The sequence below is a fragment of the Methanobrevibacter acididurans genome (assembly GCF_046197875.1).
GTDB classification, from domain to species: domain Archaea; phylum Methanobacteriota; class Methanobacteria; order Methanobacteriales; family Methanobacteriaceae; genus Methanobrevibacter_A; species Methanobrevibacter_A acididurans.
Map to the genome: position 1 here is coordinate 884,634 of NZ_CP166991.1, position 20,545 is coordinate 905,178.

Sequence of the window (20,545 nt, forward strand, 5' to 3'; positions counted from 1 at the left end):
TTTAAAATTAAATAGAATATTAAATATCACTACATAGTTATATAAATTAAAATATATAAATTTAATCTCTATAAATATTGAAAATAATTTTCTAAATCTTATTTAGGATTTAAATATCAAAGTAAAAAAAATTTAAGGTAGTAAAAAAATATGAAAACTAAAAAAGAAAAAGAAATATTTAAAAACACTTTTAAGATGAATGACACTATATTTTTAATTAAAGAAATCCAAGAAGAACACCAACACTACCTAAAAGAAGAAATAGATAAATATGAAATTAGTTACGAACAATTAAAATTGTTACTTGCAATTAAAAACAATCCTAAAGTTAATCAAAAAGATTTATCTGAAATTTATGATATAAACGAATCAAGCATTACTAGATCTATAAGAAAATTAGAAAAAAACCAATACATAAACCGTATACCTAATCTAGAGAATCATAGAAAAAAAGATTTAATATTAACCAAAAAATCAGAAGAAACTTTAAATAGTTTAATTAAGCATGAAAATAATTGGACAACTAAATTAAAAAATATTTTAACCTTAAATGAAGAAGAACAATTAAATACTTTATTGAAAAAATTTAATGAAAATAAAACAAAGCAAATTAATAAACCAAAAGTAAAAACTGAAAAAATCTTAAAAAAACCAGTAGAAAAAATATTTGGACAAGAATATAAAATAATTAAAAATTAAAAAAGGAAGAGAATATTACTGAAAAATTTTTAATCCTTCTTTTTATCTTCCTCATTTTTTTGAAGTTTAGCTATTATATCTTCAGGATTAGAATCATCATCAGAAATTAAATTTTGAATTTCTTTAAAAGCATCTTCTTTAGCTTTTTTAGATGATAATTCTTTATCATCTACAGTGATAAATTCTTTTTTAATAGAAGATTCATCAATTTTTACATCATCTTTAACAGGACCAATAGAACCTTTAATTGGTTCTTTAATTCGAAGTTCAGATCCGTCAATAGGATTTATAAGAACTTTACCCTCAGGTTTAATATTCTCCTCAGAAACATCATCAGTTTCAAAATCAGAACTAATAATAGTACCCTTAGATTTTGGGTAGACAACTTCTCCTTTAGGTTTTGGATGAATAACTTTACCTACAGGTTTTTGAACATCTTCATTTTTTTCTTTTGAATAATTATTAATACCCTGTTTTCTTAAACTTTGAGTTTGTTTAATCGCATTATCTTGTTTTTCTGCGCTTTTTTTAAGATTTTTTTGACGTAACTCTTCTTTTTCCTTTAGTATAGACATTTGATTTAACTCATCATTGGGATCAATATCACTACTTAAAGCTCCTACGTATTTAGTTTGTTTATAAACTAAGCCAATAGCTCGACTAGCAAATAAAATTGTGTAAGGGAAAATAACTAAACATGCAACCAGTAAGCCAACATAAGGAATAAGACCTAAAAGAATACGTATACAAGCTAATATTATTAAATATAAAGATATAACAATGAACCAAGTAATATAAGTACTCCAACCTATAGTTTTCATAGTTTCTAGGACAGCTCGGAAATTAAAAGCTTCTTTAAAACTTTCAGTATCTACCATTCTAGATAAGCTCATTACAAAGAAAAATGAGAAAATTAAACCTAAAACGAATAGGATAATAAATGTCATAGTGTAAGATGATTGAGTAATACCATTAATAAATCCACTAAATAAATCCCCTGTAGGGAAACCTAATACTGTAAAGTAAGGATTTGAAGCTTGAAGTAATTGAATTATAGCACTATTACTACCAGAAGAAATTAACATTATATAGAAGAGAACAAATGGGATAATTGTATAAACAATTCCAAGAACAAAGTATTTCAAACCATCAACAATATTTTCCACAAAAGAAAAACTAGGAATATCTTTTTTATGTCTGATAGCAGAAGCAATCACACTACAAATATAACCAAAAATAACAATTTCCAAAATTAAAACAATAAACATTACTAAAAGACTAATAGGTCTAATACTTGCAAATGTTTCAACATAACGCATAATAAATAAAAAAATACCTAAAATTAAATACTTTTTCCAATCTCTTAATGGATAATCCAAACTATCCACCAGTATATCTAAAACTCCCATAATATCCACGTCCAATAAAATTTAATTTTAAATTAAGCTTCCATATAAATTAATCCAATAGATCTAGATAAAAACATTACCATATAAGGAACTATTAATAAAATAGCAATTAATCCCCCTAAAAATGAAAATCGGAACAAAAAAAAGTTTATAAAAATTAATAGTAATAAAATTATTAAAACCATAATAAACCATATTAAATATAATTTTATTCCAATTCCATCAATTGTGTTAATAATAGTACCTAAATCAACTCCTTTAATAATATTATCCATACTTGCAAATCTAGCTAATCCAATATAAAATAATGAAAGAGTAAACAAAATAACAATAAAACTTACAAGTGCAGTTATTCCTAACCTGGAAATTGTATTAGCAATTAATTCATCAGGTAAAAGGCTTGTATTAACTAATACAATAGTATTCTTCATTATAAAAGAACCTATTTGTAAAATATGATCCAATAATCCTGTAACAAATGCAACAATGACTATGATTACAATAGGAATTAAGCAATACAAAAAGCTTAATAATACAAATCCAACACCATTTTGAAAATCTTTAACACAATTAAAATTAGGTGCTTTATCATATCCATGAACTGTATGAGCTATCATATTAACATGAAACCCTACAATCAAAAAAGATAAAATAAAACCCACAATCAATGTTATAAGACTTAATATTAAATTACCATTACCATTTAACTCTGGAGATATAGCTATTAATGTTATTACTAAATTCAAAACACTTAAAACTAACATCTTTTTCCAATTAAATAATGGATAAGTTAATGCATCTTTAATAATATTAAAAGATTTATTTATTTTTATCACCAAATAATCTTAATCTATTAGATAATCTTAATTGTATAATTAATATTTGATTAAAATAAGTATATAAACTTTACTAATAATGAAATTAGATACCTAAAAAGATTACAAATCAAAAAAATAGCTTTAATATAAAAAATAATAAAAATTAATCAAAAAAATAGCTTTAAAAAGTCTAGAAAAAAGGATAAAATTTAATCCTTTTATTAATTGTAAAACTGTTTAAATATCTAAATATTTTCTTTGCTCATAATTGAATACTTGAACCCGATAATCATCCCACTCAGCATATTTAGCATCTAAAAATTTATTACCAATTTGAGGACCAAGAGCATTCATTAACAATTCTGAATTTTCAAGACTATGATAAGCTTCCCATAAACTAGCAGGTAAAGGATTAATACCATTAGATTCTAATTCTTCTTCAGATAATTCAAAAAGATTATAATTAACTGGTTCTCCAGGTTCTATCTTATTTTTAATTCCATCCATACCTGCAGCTAACATAGCAGTGAATGCAAGATAAGGGTTACAAGTTGGATCAGGTGAACGATATTCAATACGTGTAGATTCCCCAAATGCTGCAGGAACACGAATTAAAGCAGATCTATTCTTTAATCCATAACTAATATGTACTGGAGCTTCATAACCTGGAACAAGACGTTTATAACTGTTAACTGTAGGGTTAGTAATAGCAGTAAGAGGGAACGCATGTTTTAATAATCCTCCAATAAAGTATAATCCTATGTCACTTAAACCATATTCAGCATCAGGATCAGCAAAAACATTTTTACCATTTTTAAATAAACTTTGATGACAATGCATACCAGAGCCTTCTACTCCATTGAAAGGTTTTGGCATGAATGTTACACTATATTTTTGATTATTAAATTCTGCAATATTATTAACTATTGCTTTTATAGCTTGTTTATAAGTTATTACTGCATCAGCTGTTATTAAAGCATCATCAAATTTGAATGAAATTTCATTTTGACCTGGACCGACTTCATGATGATTTGCTTCAATTTTAAAATTTAATTCTTCAAGATTTAAAGACAATTCACGACGGAAATCAACACCTTTATCTGCAGGATCAACATCAAAATTACTTGCATTATCTGAAGGAATAGGATAACCTAAATTATCTTCATCAAGAATATAAAATTCTGGTTCAGGACCAATATTATAAGTATATCCTTTTTTAGCTAAATCATCTAAAGCATTTTTAAGTAAACTTCTAGGATCCCCAGGATAAGGATCACCATCAGAGGTGCAAATATCACAAATAAATCTACATGTAGCAGATTCTTCAGGTCTCCAACTGAGTGGACTATAAGTATTTATATCAGGTTTTAATAATAAATCACTACTAGATATATCAGCAAATCCCTCTATACTAGATCCATCAAATAATAAACCATCATAGAATAATGATTCCATTTCTTCAGGTTTAGATGGTAAAGCTATACTTTTTGGCACCCCATGGATATCTACAAATTGTAAGCGTACAAATTTGATATAATCATTCTGCATACGTTCTATCATTTCATCTATTTTTTCAGTCATTATAAATCCTTCATTATATTTTTTTTTAATTTAATTTTATTAATGCTTCTGTAATTTTTTCAATATTTTTAGTGCTTAAACCAACAGTTACTTCATCATCCGCTAATTTTGCATATTTTCTACTTCCATTACATCCAAGTGTTATATTTGCATTTCCTGTAGATGCTGGTTTTGAAACTGCATCTGCACATATACTTTGGATTCCTGCAAAGTCTGCTTTAACACGATCATCTAATTCATATATAATTGCTTGGGATATTTTCATTGCTTGAACTGGTTTTGCAAAGATCACTACAACATCAGGTGCAAATGTTGCTGTTTCTAAAGGCGCATATAACAAACCATAATTTCTAACTTTCATTGTTGGTAAAGCATTTAATGTGGCTTTAGCAGATTCAGTGTCTTTAAATCCTCCAAGATTTACATAAAATTCTCCACTTGCAATTTTTGGAGGTAAATCTTCTAAACCTAATGCAGCTGATCCTCCTTTACATTTTTCTTCATCTTTACTTGCATAGAAAGTTTTTCCTTTAGAAGCTAATTTAACCATTTCACAGTGACGGAGAGGTTCTTCAATTTTTTCAATATCATTTGGAACTTCTTCAGGTTTTAATACAAATTTTATTGCAACTGGTTCTGAATCTAAATTTAAAATATTTTTAAAATTTTGTGCTATTTTTGTATTTTCTTTTTTATCATATTCCACCATATGTGATTGTCTCCTGAATCTAGTTTTTTTATACTTTAAATTGTTTTATTTATATATTTTAAGAAGTATTTAATATTTATTGTTTATAAGAGTAAATAAAAAAATCATTAATAAATGTTCATTTTAACAAACAATATTATAACAATTAAAGATTTTATATTAATAATTTTTATAAAATTTTAATTTAATTAGTTAATAGTGGTGGAAAACACATTCCATTAAAAATTATTATTAAGTATTAAAAAATTTTTTTTAAATATTTTATTCTAAAAAAGCTAAAAAATTATGAAAAAAATATCAAATTTAAAAAAATATAAAAGTTCAAAAATACACGAATTGATTAAAATTTTATAATAATATTCATAAAATCATAATAATAAAAAGAAAAAAAATATATAAACATTAAAAAATATAATAATTAATATAAAATTAAAAACAGTACAAAGAGGATATAAATAAAAACAAAAGAGGCTGAATAAAAATGGAATTCACGATAATAACTGTAGAAACAGACATAAAACAGATAGAAACTCTCCTTAAAGGAGTTCAACCTAAAACAGTGATTTTCATCACACCCCATAAAAATGATGAAAAAGTAAAGGAAACATCCAATTTTATTGCAAATACCTTCGGAAGACAAATACAAATCAAAAAAACATTTATTGACAAAAATGATATTATTGAAAATAGTAAAACCATCACAGAAATAGTTGATAAAGAACACTCCTTAGGCAAGGAGGTAATAATGCACATAACCGAACACAGTGAATATAGTTTCTGCTTATCCTATGGTGCATATTCAAGATTTAAAATTGTTAAAAGAATTGTAGCAATAAATAGAAAAGGCGGAATAGTTGATTTACCCGTATTAAGATATCATTTAACCAAAAATAAAATAAAGATACTTGAACAGTTAACAAATGAAAATAAAACATTACAAACACTTTCAAATGAATTAAATTTATCTGAAGGAATGATATACCACCATATAAGAGAATTAAGAAATTTAAACTTAATTCAAAAAAATAAATTAAAAATTACAACAGCAGGTAAATTAGCAATATTGTAAAAAAATAATGAAAACATTTAATATACTTAAGTAACTTAACTAGTATAAGTATTAAAATATAAATATAAAATAATATGTTATTTATAATATAATTTAGGTAGATAAGAATGGTAAAAACTAAAATCATTTCATGGAACACAAATGGATTACGAACACGATTCAAAAACGGAGAATTAGAACCAATATATGCAGAAGAACCTGACATAATCTTATTCCAAGAAACAAGAGCACAATACAATCAATTAAATAAAAAATTAACAGAAAATAATGAATATACTATTAACTGCATACCTGGAGAAACTAACAGATCTGCCGGTTTAGCTATTTTCAGTAAATCTCAACCTAAAACTATTAAAAAATTCATTAACAAACCTAAAGATGTTACAAAAGGAAGATTTGCAAACATTAAATATCCAAATTTTACTATCATCCAAGTATACGGACCAACAGGTGCTGGAAACAAAGACAAAATGGATGAAAAAGTATCATTCTTTAAAGAGATCTTAACACTTGCAAAAAAATTAGAAAATGAAAATGTAATCATTATTGGCGATTTCAATATGGCACATAATGAAATAGACACAGCTAATACCAATAAAAAACCAGGATTTACAGATGAAGAACGTGAATTTTTCAATAAATTAGAATCCTACAATTACATCGACACTTACCGTAACTCTAACCCTGAAAAAACAGTATATACAAATTGGAAATCAGATAAAGCACGAGAAGAAAATAATGGTAGTAGATTTGATTACGCATATGTAAGTAAATCTTTAAAAGAAAAAGTGGATAAAAGTGAAATTTTAACTAATATCACTTCAACTAAAAATTCCCCTATAGTTTTAGAATTAGATTTATAAAAAAAATTTTTTTATTAATGGGAAAATTTTAAAAAAAATATCCCTAAATCTCTCTTTTTTAATTATTTATTGTTCATTACTTCTAATAATCTCATTTAAACTTATATCAGAATTAATGAATCTTTCATCATTTATTTCATTTTTAATATGAATAGCTCTTTTAGGACAATTATGAATACAAGACATACACCATTCACAGTAGTGAAAAAAATTTGGAATAGTATTTTCTAATTTTATATTTCCAACAGGGCAAACCTTAACACAAATTCCACAACCATTACATGAATCTAAGTCAATAGTATAATCTTCATCAATTTGATCCATGTGTAATTCATTTAAATTATATTCTGGAAGGTTATGATAATCTTTAATAGGTTCATCTATATTGAATTCTAGTTTATTATGAATATCCTCTTTAATCTTCGTGATTTCAGGTTCTAAAAGTTGATTGTTTTTTACTTTTTTTTCATAAATCATATCATAGCATGGGAGAAAATTATCAACCATAACAATCTTATTTAAATAATAATGAGTGAACCCTTTTTCTTTAAACAAATTTTCAATAATTGTCATTGCAGCCACAATACCTCCACCACCATTATTTAATATTAAAAATACATAATCTGCTTTTATATTAGCTTGTCGAATATATTTTTCCACTAAACGAGGTAAGGTATAATAGTAACATGGTACTACAAACCCAACTACATCATCTTCAATATTATAAGTTTTATCTTTTATTAATTGGGGAATACTAAACAATTCTCCACCAATTTGCTTTGCTAAATATAAACTATTCCCTGTTCCAGTAAAATATAAAGTTTTCATTGAAAAAAATCTCCTATTATATTAATTTTGGTTATTGCTCTGAATTAATTCTGAAAGTTTAACATTAGGATTTCTAAAATGTTCTGAATTTTTTTCTCGTTTATCATGAATAGCACCTTTTGGACAATTTTGAATACAAGCTAAACAATAAGCACAATTATCATTGAAAAATGGAATATTATCCTTTAATTCAATATTACCTTTAGGACAAATATTATAACATACTTTACATTGATTACATGATTCATAATCAAAATATAAATTAACTGCAAATCGTAAAAATACTTTATAAATTATCTTATAAACCAATTCCATGACTTTATCTCTAACTTTATTAATAGAAGGTTGATAATTTTTTCTAAGAAATATATCTTCTTTAATCTTATTGACTTCTAAAGCTATTGATTTATTATCATGCAACTCTTTTTGCTCTTTAATATCATATGAAGGTATAAAATTATCCACCATTAAAACATAATTAGAATAATTAATTCTTAATCCTTTTTTATTTAATACTTGTGTAACATCAGATAAAGAGTTAAAATGTGAGGATCCATAAGTCATTATTACAAATAAATAATCACAATTAATTTCAACTTGTGTTAAATATTCTTTTACAAGGTTAGGCATTGTCATACAATAAACCGGACAAATAATACCAACCAGGTCATCCACAATTTTATATTGATTATTTTTAATTAATTGTGGAATGCTTAATAGTTCTCCCCCAATTTTTTTACTTACATATAAACTATTTCCAGTCCCACTAAAATATAAAATTTTCATAGTATACTATAAGCTCTTTTATTCTTAAAAAATTTATTTAAAAAAAAGTTATTTGAAACAATAAAAAGAAAAAATATTTAAGGTATTGTCATTTCCTCAAGTTTATGTTTATCACAAAAAGTTTTAAAATCACATGCATTACAAGTTCTCTCATCTGCATCTGCTTTCCAAGATTGTTTAATATTTTTACCCGCTAATTCACAGATAGTACTATTTTCAATATCCTCCACTACTTCATCAAATTTTTCTAAAGCGAAATTAATAGATTTATCTTTAATAGGAATGATTCTAACACATCTATCCATCATAAACTTTTCAGACAGTTTTGGATATTTTTTACTTACATCCCATTGTTTAATTAAATTTTCATCCCTACTATGACCTGATACATCGGATAAATTATTTTTTAAATCTTCTTGAATAAGTTGTAAATCTTCATTAGAAGGTGCTAACTCATTTAAATAAAATATAATACCTGCAGCTACAGGTTTACTACCTTCTTGCATGCTTCTTAACCATGCATATGTTTGTATTTGCCAATTATGACGAAGCCAATTTTTGCTATTTAAAGGTGGTCTTTTCATTCCTTTATAATCTATAATAATTTCATATTTATCTGATGAAATTTTCTTTATATTATTTTGAAAATCTTCATCTTTAAATAAATATTCTAATATTATGTTTTTTTGTTTATACTCATCTAAGCTTTTTTGAGGTTTAATATTCTCCTCTATCTTTATACTGCTTAAAACATCAATAACCCCATTAATACTATAATAATTACTCCTACTGTACCCATCTTTATAATTAGGCATAGTCCTCATACCTTTAAGTAATATTTCAGCATTATCTATTAAGGGAAATAAATATGGTCCTAATTTATTTATTGCAGTTTCTGCACGAAAACTATATAATAATTTATGAGGATGTTGATTAGTACTACATTGAGCTTGATTATTATTAGGATGAGTAAAATGACAGTAATATTTTTCAGGGGGATATAAACCTCTAACTTGTAATCTTTTATCAATTAATTCCTCTAATGGCCTAATATCTTTTTTCCAATCCCATGGGAAACTTTTATGAGCATCATTATATTTTAAGTATGCTTCTTCCATTATCCCATGAATAAATTCACCAAACCATAATTGTACTGGTTTACTTGGAGGTAAAGTTGCCTTGTTTTGATAACGATATTGTAGGTTACATGTTAAAAAACTTAGCAAATCTCCTGTTAAATTATATTCCGGCATTATAAATGCTTGACTTCTTGATGATAACTTCATAAGTTAGTTCCCTCCATTAAATATCTTTATATTAAATATATTTCATTAAAACCAATGTATTCTTCATCTCGACTCCATCCTAAGGCAACATTTGGAATTGTTTTATGTGTACTTTTTGTCATGTACCCATCAATATTAGGATACAAACCAATAAGAATTAAAACATCTTCTGCACGAGAAAAAGCTACAAAATATAATCTTGTTAAATCATCAAAATTACGATCAACAACATTACGTTTAGATTCACCTATTGTACTAAAAGATCTGATTTTATCTTCTAAACTTTCATTTTTAGGTTGTTTTTTGGGAAATCTGAATTGACTAGTGCTTGCTTGATTTTTATTAAATCTAGATCCCACATCAACAATAACAAGTGGAAATTCTAATCCTTTTGATTGATGAATACTCATTATATTCAAACGATTTTCAGGTAATGTATATAATAAAGATTCATCAATACTTACCCCACCCATAGATATAGGTATAAAAATATTCCAAATTGCTTCATTAATACTTTTACTTTCAATTTCACCTTTAGCATCAAATATAATATGTGCATTATATTCATTGAAAAATCCTGTTTGAGTTATTGTTTTTGTTATAGCTTCTAAATAAACTAAACCTTCAACATCATCCTGTAAATCTGGTACCCAAGTAATTAATTTATATGCAAGATCTATCAAACTAGCCCTATCAGGCCAATTATCTAATTTAAATGGTATTCTTGCTTGCCAATGTGTTAAAAAATCATTTAAAGAAATAGGCTTATTTGGTTCAGGTGATTGATCAACATATTCTAGTGCAGCTTTCCTCCATTGTCGCATATTATGATTTGCTATAGTAGGAATTTTATGAATACTTTTTTGGACTTTGCCTGCAGGATCAATACATTCCAACATTAAACCACAGAAAATTTTTACACAGGGAATTCCCTGTAAATCTTGCCCTCTTGGATTATAAACTTCAATTGGATTTTTTAATTTTTCTAAGCGTTTTTTTAAATAGTAAGGGAAAAGATAACCATTACTATTTTTTTCTTTTGGAGAGTAAGTTAAAAGAGCAATATCTGAAGGAGAACCATTTTTAGGATCTAACTGTAATTTAATAGACTCTTTATCTTTTGCTAAATCCATACTTAATTTACGACTATTTAATGCAATATCTGCATCATCACTACTAATTCTTTCAGAATTTTTAGAGGTTAAAACCCTTTTAACTGGTAATTCTACTTCTTTTCCTTCTACTAAGTTTTTAATTAATTTACTTAAATCAGCTGCTAATTGCTCCCCATTATTTCTAAACATTCCTAAAACTGGGATATTTTTCATATCTTCTCTTGCAAATTTAATTTGGGGTTTTTCTTTTACTCTTGCTTCTTGATAATGTGAATCTAATTCCACAAAATCATTACATAAATTAACAATATCTTTACTACTACGATAATTATTTTTTAAATTTATTTCAATAATTTCAGTATTTAATGATTTAGCTGCTCTTTTTTTATAATCTGTGAACAAATCAACAGTTGCGCCCCTAAAACGATACAAAGATTGATCATCATCCCCAACTACTGTAATATTTCCATTATTTTTTATAGCATGATTACCTATTTTAAAATAAATTTTTTCCTGAAGCAAGTTTGTGTCTTGATATTCATCAACTAATAAAATCTTAACATTATTTAAAAAAATATTTAATTTATTATTTTTCAAGCGTTTTAAAAATCGATATTCTAACATTACAAAGTCTAACATGTTACGATTTTCTAATTCATTAACATAATTTCGTATACAGTTTAAAGCAACCTTTGAACCTTCTGAATTAACATCATGCTGTATTTTATCCCAATCAATCAAATCATAATATAATCTATCTTTAATACTTAAGAGAATTTCACTCATTTTAGAAGGATTTGTTAAAACATCTCTCCCTAGAAGACTAGCTAGATACTTTTGTAAATCTTTATTTTTATAACGTTCATTTTTAAATAAACCTACATTTAACATAACACTTCGAGTGATGAAATCTTCAATGACTACCGGCTGTTTTGTTCCAGGATCCCTATGGATTCTCATTAATTCTTCAGCAATACTATCTAATGTACCTGTTAATATTTGATTTAAGTCTAATCTAACTAATTTACGTAAAATATCATCATCAGCAATTAACATTTTATTTATGATAACATCTTTTATTGTTTGTCCCCAACTAAGAATACGAGAACTTAATTCATTAGCTGCTTTTTTAGTAAATGTTGTTGCAAGAATCTCTTCAGGTTTAACATCATCAACAAAAATGTATTTTAAAATTTTAAGAACAATAACTGTTGTTTTCCCACTACCCGGACCTGCAACTAAAAATAAAGAATCATTTAAATTAGAACTTATTGCCTTATTTTGTTCAATATTTGAATTAATATCTCTACTTAAATCTTCTACGACAATATTTTTAAATTGACTATAAGTTATCATAAAATTATAATTTCCCCTTTTAACTTAAATGAAATTTTTTTTTAATTGTTTTCATTTATGTATGTTTTTTTATTTAATAATTAATTATTAAGTAATTTAAATTATAAATAAATTTCCTAAGAGCAAAAAAAAGTAATCATTTTAAAAATAAACAATACATCTATAAACCGAATAAGCATGGAATAATATTAATATAATAAAAAATATAGATATTACATTATTATAAAAGAATTAATATAAGTTTTAAAGTATTAAATAAGAAAATTATTTAGGGTTATTATGAAAAAAACTGCTGTAGATAAATTTAAAGAAGATATTCGTTTCAAAGATAAAATTGCCCATATTGAAACAATACCAGGAAAAAAAGCAGAATACATGAAAGTAGATAATTTAGACCTTAATTTTATTGAATACTTTGAAAGTAAAAATATTAAATTATATAAACATCAAGCAGAAAGTATAAAACACATTCGAAATAGTGAAAATATAATAATAACAACACCTACAGCATCTGGTAAAACTTTAGCTTTTAACATTCCTGTTTTAGAAAAATTATATAATGATAAAAATGCTACAGCTTTATACATATACCCTGCGAAAGCTTTAAGTTATGATCAATTAGATGTTCTTAAAAAACTAGAAAAAGGTTTAAAAATGGATTTTAAACCAGCAACATATGATGGAGATACACCTAAAAGTTCACGATATGGGATTAGACAAAAAGCTAGAATAGTTTTAACCAACCCATACCAATTACACCATATTCTTGCTTGGCACCATCAATGGAAACGTTTTTACAGTAACCTCAAATTTATTGTGATTGATGAATCTCATTATTATAAAGGAATATTTGGATCCAATGTTGCATTTCTTATTAGACGATTAAAAAGAATTTGTAATTTTTATGGAAGTAACCCGCAATTTATTTTAAGTAGTGCAACTCTAGCAAATCCTACAGAATTAGCTGAAAGATTAACTGGTGAAAAATTTACATTAATCAGTGAGGACACTTCACCAAGTGGTGATAAAGATTTTATCTTGTATAATCCTTACAAAAAAAGAAATGGGAAAAAAAATGATGATGCTCCCAGTATTCATCAAGAAACAGAATATATTTTTATTTTTTTATTATTAAAAAATGTTCAAACTTTATGTTTCACTATTTCTCGTAAAATTGCTGAATTAATTGCAATGTGGGCTAAAAATGATATGTTAACATATAAAAAGCAATTGACTAATAAGATTACAGCATATAGAGCAGGATATTTAGCTGAAGATAGAAGAGAAATAGAAGATGGTTTAAAATCTAGAAAATATTTAGGAGTAACATGCACTAATGCTTTAGAATTAGGAATAAATATTGGTTCATTAGATGCAGTTGTTATAAGTGGTTATCCTGGAACAATGATTAGCGTATGGCAACAAGGCGGACGTGCTGGTAGAGGAACAAATAAATCATTGGTCATATTAGTTGCATTTGAAAATCAATTAGATCAATATTTTATGAAAAACCCTGAATTTTTCTTTGATAAACCTCATGAAAATGTAGTTATAGATTTAAATAACCCTATGTTAATTAAATCTCATTTAATATGTGCAGCAAATGAATTACCATTTGATTTTAAAGAATCAGAAGAATATTTTAATGCAACAAAATCAATATTAAATGATTTAGTTAAAGAAAAAGAAATTACAGTTACTAATGGTTTATATACTTACCCTTATGATGATAGTCCAAGTTTTACTTGTTCACTTAATCAATTAAGTAATGATTCTTTTAAAGTTATGAATAATAATAAACTTTTAGAAGTAATGGAACGTTCTCAAATGTATAGAGAAGCACATCCCGGTGCAGTTTTAATAAATAAGGGTGAAACTTACATTGTAGATAATGTGAATCTTAAAAGTCATTATGTGAATGTAATAAAACATAAAGTTAATTATCATACTAGTGTTTTAAAAAGTGTGAATATTAATATTATAAGTAAAATTAAAAGAGAAGAATTTGGAGACTTAACAGTGCATTATGGTGAATTAGAAGTATCCGAAGATTATCATAGATACAAGAAAATTCAATTCAGCAAAACTGTAGGTTCTTATATTTTAGATTTACCCCCATTAAATTTTAGAACTAAAGGGTTATGGTTCACCATACCAGAAAGTATAAAAAATAAATTAGAAGATACATTTGATGATGAAGAAGTGTTTGCTGGAGGTTTACATGGAACAGAACATGCTTTAATTGGATTATTCCCTTTACATGTTATGTGTGATCGATTTGATATTGGAGGATTAAGTACTAATTATCATAAAGATACACAAGAAGCTACAATCTTCATATATGATGCTTATGAAGGCGGAATTGGGATTACTAAAAAAGCAATAGAAGTATTTAAAGATTTAGTTAAGAGTACAAAAGATTTATTAGATAATTGTGAATGTGAAGAAGGTTGTCCTTCTTGTATTTATTCACCTAAATGTGGAAATGATAACAAACCGTTGCATAAAAAAGCTACAAAAACAATCCTTAATTATATGTATCATGAAATGGGACAAAAAACTAAATCACATTTAAAAAAGACTAAAAAACAAACATCAGCAGATAAGAATGATTACAAATCAAAACTAGAAAAAATAAATTCAGATAAATCAAAGTATAATGAAGCATTAAACTTTTATAAAAGTAATAATTTAACTTATGCAAAAGAAATTTGTAATGATATATTGAATGAAGATAAAACAAACTCTAATGCTTTATATCTTATAGGTGCCATATTAAATAAACAAGATGATAAATATGGGGCTGTAAATTTTCTTAAAAAAGCTATAAAAAGCAACCCATCACATATGGAAGCTAATGAATTATTATTAAATATAACAAAATAGTTTGTAATTGCTAAAAATTGTTTTAAACTTATATTAAAATAGTAAATAAAAATAAACCTGTTCAAAAATCAAATATAAAATTATATATAAATTAAAAGTAATAACTAAACAAGATACATATAATAATAATTTAAGAGGCTATTAAAATGAAAAATGTAGTCATACACGATCCTGAAAATAATACTTTAAGTAAGAAGTATATTAAGCCTACAAATTTCATTCCAAACATGAAAGAAACAAAAAGGGAGAAAAAGGATTTAAGTGATTTAATAAATTTATTCAATTTCATGAATTATGATTTAGATATATTAGAATATGACGAAAAACTTGATGAATTTATCATACTTTACCCAACAAGTTTAAGTAAATTTTATGAAATATTTTCAGAAAATCCTAAGGATACAGATAATATATTTGAAAACTTAACAAATAAAGAAATAAGTCATATATTTGAAGATATGGAAGAAACTTATTATTATAAAATTATTTATCAAACATTAAAAGGAAAAAATTTTAATATTTATCTAAAAATTTTCGAAAATCAAAATTTATTAAATATTATTAATCAAAAGTTAACAAGATTTAAAGATTATGTTTTAATATTAACCCCAAAAAATGAAATCTAATCCAAAAATACTAAAAAAAATGAAAGTCAAACAAATAAGTTAATTAAAGAAGAAAATCAAGTAGCTTATGTTTACTGGGACAGCAAAAATAAATATATGTGGACAGAACAAATTTTTAATATTTTAGAAATAGATTCTAAAAGCTTGAATCCTGAAGAGAACATAATAGCTAAACACTTAAATGAAGAAGAACATAAAAAATTAGAACAAAAAGAAATAGAAGCATACCTAACTTTTTCAGATTTTAATTTAATAACTTATGTGAAAACTAAATCAGGACTTAAAAGAATTTATTATTATGGTAAATTTTTCACAAGTAATGTTGAAGGTGTTGAATCATTTATAGGTTTTGTTCAGGATTTAAGTAAATATGATCCCAAAATCATAGATTCTTACTTTGAAGATGAGCATTTAAAAGATAACAACCAAATTAAAAATAATTTACAACTTATTTTAAGTTTAATGCAATTAGATACAAGATATAATTTTAATAATTCAGAAGAAATCATAAACAGTACAAATGCAAGAATTAGAGCTATGAGTTATATTCATGAACAAATTTATCAATCCCCAGATTTAATTCATATAAATTTAAAAAAATATTTAAAAAAACTATTAACCAGTTTAATAAGTGTATATGATTGTGACAATATAACATTCACAGTAGATTTAATTGAAGATGAAATAAATTCAAAATATGCAAACCCTATTGGTTTAATAATTAATGAATTAGTATTTAATTCCTTGAAACATGCTTATCCTGATAATGTAAAAGGAAATATTAATATTAATACTGAAATGAAAGATAATATTTTTATATTAACATACACAGATGATGGAATAGGATTACCTGAAGAAATAAATATCAATGAACCTCATACTTTAGGATTTATAATTATAAAAAATTTAATTGAACAAATAGATGGAACAATTACTGAAAAAAAATGTGAAGGTACAGGATTTGAAATAAAATTTAAAATAAAAAAATAATTTTAAAAAGGAGAAATGAATATAAATGGTAAGCAATGAAGAAAAAAAAGAAATACGGGAAAATATTATAAGTAAAACTAATAAATTACTTGAAGAAAACAATGAACCTTACAGAATGGATGAAGTAAGTATTCTAAATACAAAGGATAGTGTTGGTTTTATAGGAAGTATACGTATACATGATTCTGAAAAATTAAAAGTTATTAAAAAAGGTTTTACTAAAATTATTAAATCTTATGGTGATGCTACAATTAAAGAACGTCATGTAGTGCCATGCTGCGAATTACCTTATGATTATTTAAGTTTTAATATGAAAAAGTCTAAAGACTAAAAATTTAACTCTTTTTTAAATTTTTTTGATTAATATGGTAAGTCGTAGAAAAGAACACGAAGCATATTTAAATAAAGTATTATCTAATTCATTGACTAGTGAAAATCCCTCAAAAGAAACAATGCAAAAGGGGAAAAAAAGTAGTTCAAGTTTTTATAATGATTTAAAAAATGGATTACTTAAAAAATATGAAAATACTAAATTTGAAGATTTTCCAAATACTAATATCTGTGAGAATCAATATGGTGAAACATTAAAAATTGTTTCTAAAGAAAAAACTGATTTTAATCTTGAAAGTAATTCTGATTCAGTTACTTGTGATTTGAAAATTATTAAAGGTATTGGTCAAAGTACTGAAGAAAAACTTAAAAAATCTGGTTATAATAATATTCAATCATTATTAAATCATGCTAAATATTCTAGTAAAGCTGAAAATGTTTTAAGCAATATTGAAACTGATAATTTTAAAGATAAGATTAATTATATTAAAGAAAATAGTTCTAACAAAAATAATCTTTTAAAATGTGCCTGTGATATCCCACGAGAAAATTTTAAATTCATGGATATTGAAACTTTAGGATTAAGTAATGTTCCAATAATATTAATTGGTATGGCTGAAATAAATAAAAAAGAGATAATTACTACCCAATACTTATTACGTGATAAAAATGAGGAACCTGCATTAATTTATGAATTTTTAAATCAGTTAAATGAAGATGATGTTTTTGTAACTTTTAATGGTAAAAGTTTTGATGTCCCATTTATATTAAATAGAGCTAATTATTATAGAATAAATTTCCCTGATGAATTGATTAATTATGATTTAATGTATTATGCACGGAACTTTTGGAAAGATACATTACCTGATTGTAAATTACAAACAATAGAAAAAGAAATATTTAATATTGAAAGAATTAATGATGTTCCCGGTAATTTTATACCTAATTACTGGGAAACATTCCATGAAAATAATAATATTGGTCCTTTAATCCCTATTATTGAACATAACAATTTAGATGTAGTTAATTTAGCTAAATTTCTGAATTATATGTATAATAAAACCTGTTCCTTATGATTGGTTTTTAAATTCCTCTACTTGACGTAAGAATGTTGCTACACCCATACGTTTCATTGTACCTGCTAAACGTTCTTTTTGAGGCTTTTTACCATTTTTAGAATAGATTTCTTGAACTGCTTCTAAGGTTTCAAAGAGTTCTTCTTCAGATTCTACAAACATTTGAGAACCTTGAACCATTTCTCTTCCACCTTTTCCTCCAATATATAAAGAATATCCTTCGTATAAAACATCTTTTGCATCATTTGGACATGCATTAAAACATTTTCCGCAACCTATACAAATATCAGGATTGGTTATTGCAATGTCTCCACGTATTTCTAATGCATCTACTTTACATACATCTTGACATCTTCCACAACCTGTACATTTTTCTTCAATTGTAATTGGGTATTTCACACCATTTATACCAAAATCAGTGACTTGTGGACGTACACATTTATTAGGACATCCAGATACTGCAATTTTAAATTTGTATGTGAATGGTTTTTCTGCATATTTATCTTCACATTTTTCAGCTAAATCAATAGTGTCAATTAATCCTAACATACAATGTTGGTTTCCAGGACATGCCAATGTAGAACGTACTAAAGGCCCTTCTCCCCCATTGATTAATCCGATTTTACGTAATTCTAATAGAAGAGGTTCTGAATATTTTGGTTCTATTTCGTGAATCTCAAATTCTCCCCTATTTGTGAGTTTAACTTTCCCACCATATTTTTTTGTAATTTCAGCAACTTTAATAACAACATCAGCATCATAAAATCCTGCAGGGTTTGATCTGAATCTTACAAAGTTAAAACCATTTTGTGCTTGACCTATTCCACCATAATCCCCATTATAGTAATATGAATTGTATTGATTTTCTTTTTCTCTTCTAGCAACCTCTTTTTTAAACCTTTTCTCTTTAAATTCTCTCATTTTCTGGATATTTTTTACTTTGACTTCTTCTTGTAAATCAATATAATTTGCAATATCTCTTCCAGTTTCTGTTCTTACTATAATTGTTGTGTTTCCTTCAGGTGATCCTTTTTCACCAAAACTTATATCTGCTAATTGTGCATCAAAATCTCGACACATTAAACATCCAGGGGATAATGACATGTCACTTAGCTTAATTTTAGTGTCTTTATCTTTTGTTGATACAATAAAGTTCGGACCATCAACATTGAATTTAATAACATCTTTAATATCAATATTTTTGTTTTCTAATACTCTTGATAAATCTTTATAGTCAAATTTTCCTGTACAGAACAATCCTAGTACATATTTTATTTCAGGTAATTCTGCAGGTTTTCCATTTTTACCTCTTTCTGGACTATGTTTAGCTAAGTATTGATAATGTTGAATTTTTCTTAAACCTGCAACTTGACAAGGTAATGCTACAACTGCTACACGTTTTAATCCCATTTCACCTGCTTCACGAATGGCAGATAAAGAAGATATAGTATATTTACTTTTTCTAGCATCAGCTAACCCTTCATAACCTGTAACTATTAAACTTAATGGTTTCCAATGGTCATCCCCAACGACTATTGCCCCATCAATTTTATTATCTTCTATTAATTTTTGTAAAAAAGTAGTTACTACTCCTCCAGATTGCCCTTTAATATTTCCATTACCATAGTAATTTTCTTCAAAGAAATTTTCACGTATTGAAATTTGGTATGCTCCTGAATTTGTTCTTGGACATACTTCTTGGCACATACCATTACCTTCACGTAAACATTGTTCTTTTAATTCTGGTTGATTTGTGAAATCAATTAAATTATTTGGACATACTATACTGCAGGTTCCGCACTTAGCACATAAGTCTTCATCTACTATTTTATTTAATTGCCATTTATAATCTGGTGTTGCTGGTTCTTTTAAGAATTCTTCAACAATGCCAATATTATCTATAATTTCTTTTATGAATTCTTCATTAAAATCTTCATCACGTTCTTGGGCTAATGCATTTGCACGATCCCAAATTCTCATTTTTAATTCAGTAATAAAAGAATCATTATTTAAATCATATTTTTCATTTATTAATTGATCTATATATTTATTGATTTTTTTATCCATATCAATAGTTAACATGTTTTTATAATCCTCTTTTAACTTAATATATTTAAT

General features: G+C 25.6%; 17 protein-coding genes. 8 read left to right on the forward strand and 9 right to left on the reverse strand.

All coding sequences use genetic code 11. The features are described from left to right. Positions 1–150 precede the first annotated feature (150 nt). Positions 151–699, forward strand: coding sequence for a MarR family winged helix-turn-helix transcriptional regulator (locus tag ACA135_RS04375; RefSeq protein WP_409197552.1), 549 nt, complete (start codon positions 151–153; stop codon positions 697–699). A 29-nt stretch (positions 700–728) separates the two neighbouring features. Here the strand turns inward: ACA135_RS04375 and ACA135_RS04380 are convergent, their stop codons facing one another. From ACA135_RS04380 to ACA135_RS04395, 4 genes are all read right to left on the reverse strand, one after another. Next, positions 729–2,108, reverse strand: coding sequence for a DUF4013 domain-containing protein (locus ACA135_RS04380; protein WP_409197553.1), 1,380 nt, complete (start codon positions 2,106–2,108; stop codon positions 729–731). Positions 2,109–2,140: 32 nt separating this feature from the next. Next, positions 2,141–2,944, reverse strand: a complete 804-nt coding sequence (locus ACA135_RS04385) for a DUF4013 domain-containing protein (protein WP_409199086.1) — start codon at positions 2,942–2,944, stop codon at positions 2,141–2,143. A 219-nt stretch (positions 2,945–3,163) separates the two neighbouring features. Beyond that, on the reverse strand, positions 3,164–4,507 hold the full coding sequence (glnA, locus tag ACA135_RS04390) for a type I glutamate--ammonia ligase (RefSeq protein WP_409197554.1): 1,344 nt from the start codon (positions 4,505–4,507) through the stop codon (positions 3,164–3,166). Between the two features lie 25 nt (positions 4,508–4,532). Next, entirely contained in the window at positions 4,533–5,216 is a 684-nt protein-coding gene (locus tag ACA135_RS04395; protein WP_409197555.1) for a DUF169 domain-containing protein, read from the reverse strand. Positions 5,217–5,697: 481 nt separating this feature from the next. Here ACA135_RS04395 and ACA135_RS04400 point away from each other — a divergent pair, with 481 nt between their 5' ends. Then, positions 5,698–6,285: an ArsR family transcriptional regulator gene (locus tag ACA135_RS04400; protein WP_409197556.1), complete on the forward strand. Its 588-nt coding sequence runs from the start codon at positions 5,698–5,700 to the stop codon at positions 6,283–6,285. A 107-nt stretch (positions 6,286–6,392) separates the two neighbouring features. Next, positions 6,393–7,148 carry an exodeoxyribonuclease III gene (locus ACA135_RS04405; protein WP_409197557.1) on the forward strand — a complete coding sequence of 252 codons (756 nt, stop codon included), beginning with the start codon at positions 6,393–6,395 and terminating at the stop codon, positions 7,146–7,148. A 66-nt stretch (positions 7,149–7,214) separates the two neighbouring features. Here the strand turns inward: ACA135_RS04405 and ACA135_RS04410 are convergent, their stop codons facing one another. The 4 genes from ACA135_RS04410 to ACA135_RS04425 all read right to left on the reverse strand — a co-directional run bounded on the left by ACA135_RS04410 (position 7,215) and on the right by ACA135_RS04425 (position 12,519). Beyond that, positions 7,215–7,976 (reverse strand): EFR1 family ferrodoxin, encoded by a 762-nt coding sequence (locus tag ACA135_RS04410; RefSeq protein WP_409197558.1) that lies wholly within the window; start codon positions 7,974–7,976, stop codon positions 7,215–7,217. Between the two features lie 21 nt (positions 7,977–7,997). Beyond that, positions 7,998–8,762, reverse strand: coding sequence for an EFR1 family ferrodoxin (locus ACA135_RS04415; RefSeq protein WP_409197559.1), 765 nt, complete (start codon positions 8,760–8,762; stop codon positions 7,998–8,000). A 77-nt stretch (positions 8,763–8,839) separates the two neighbouring features. Then, positions 8,840–10,048 (reverse strand): PD-(D/E)XK nuclease family protein, encoded by a 1,209-nt coding sequence (locus ACA135_RS04420; protein ID WP_409197560.1) that lies wholly within the window; start codon positions 10,046–10,048, stop codon positions 8,840–8,842. Positions 10,049–10,074: 26 nt separating this feature from the next. Continuing rightward, positions 10,075–12,519: a UvrD-helicase domain-containing protein gene (locus ACA135_RS04425; protein ID WP_409197561.1), complete on the reverse strand. Its 2,445-nt coding sequence runs from the start codon at positions 12,517–12,519 to the stop codon at positions 10,075–10,077. Positions 12,520–12,798: 279 nt separating this feature from the next. Between ACA135_RS04425 and ACA135_RS04430 the strand changes: the two genes are divergently transcribed. The 5 genes from ACA135_RS04430 to ACA135_RS04450 all read left to right on the forward strand — a co-directional run bounded on the left by ACA135_RS04430 (position 12,799) and on the right by ACA135_RS04450 (position 18,427). Next, a complete protein-coding gene (locus ACA135_RS04430; RefSeq protein ID WP_409197562.1) occupies positions 12,799–15,405 on the forward strand; it encodes a DEAD/DEAH box helicase in 2,607 nt (868 codons plus the stop codon). Between the two features lie 146 nt (positions 15,406–15,551). Beyond that, positions 15,552–16,031: a hypothetical protein gene (locus ACA135_RS04435; protein WP_409197563.1), complete on the forward strand. Its 480-nt coding sequence runs from the start codon at positions 15,552–15,554 to the stop codon at positions 16,029–16,031. A gap of 96 nt (positions 16,032–16,127) precedes the next feature. Beyond that, positions 16,128–17,021, forward strand: coding sequence for a sensor histidine kinase (locus ACA135_RS04440; RefSeq protein WP_409197564.1), 894 nt, complete (start codon positions 16,128–16,130; stop codon positions 17,019–17,021). A 25-nt stretch (positions 17,022–17,046) separates the two neighbouring features. Continuing rightward, positions 17,047–17,352 (forward strand): hypothetical protein, encoded by a 306-nt coding sequence (locus tag ACA135_RS04445; protein ID WP_409197565.1) that lies wholly within the window; start codon positions 17,047–17,049, stop codon positions 17,350–17,352. A 34-nt stretch (positions 17,353–17,386) separates the two neighbouring features. Continuing rightward, a complete protein-coding gene (locus ACA135_RS04450; protein ID WP_409197566.1) occupies positions 17,387–18,427 on the forward strand; it encodes a ribonuclease H-like domain-containing protein in 1,041 nt (346 codons plus the stop codon). Here ACA135_RS04450 and ACA135_RS04455 read toward each other — a convergent pair. Continuing rightward, entirely contained in the window at positions 18,422–20,509 is a 2,088-nt protein-coding gene (locus ACA135_RS04455) for a Coenzyme F420 hydrogenase/dehydrogenase, beta subunit C-terminal domain (protein ID WP_409197567.1), read from the reverse strand. The two genes, ACA135_RS04450 and ACA135_RS04455, sit on opposite strands and share 6 nt — an antisense overlap. Positions 20,510–20,545: the final 36 nt, after the last annotated feature.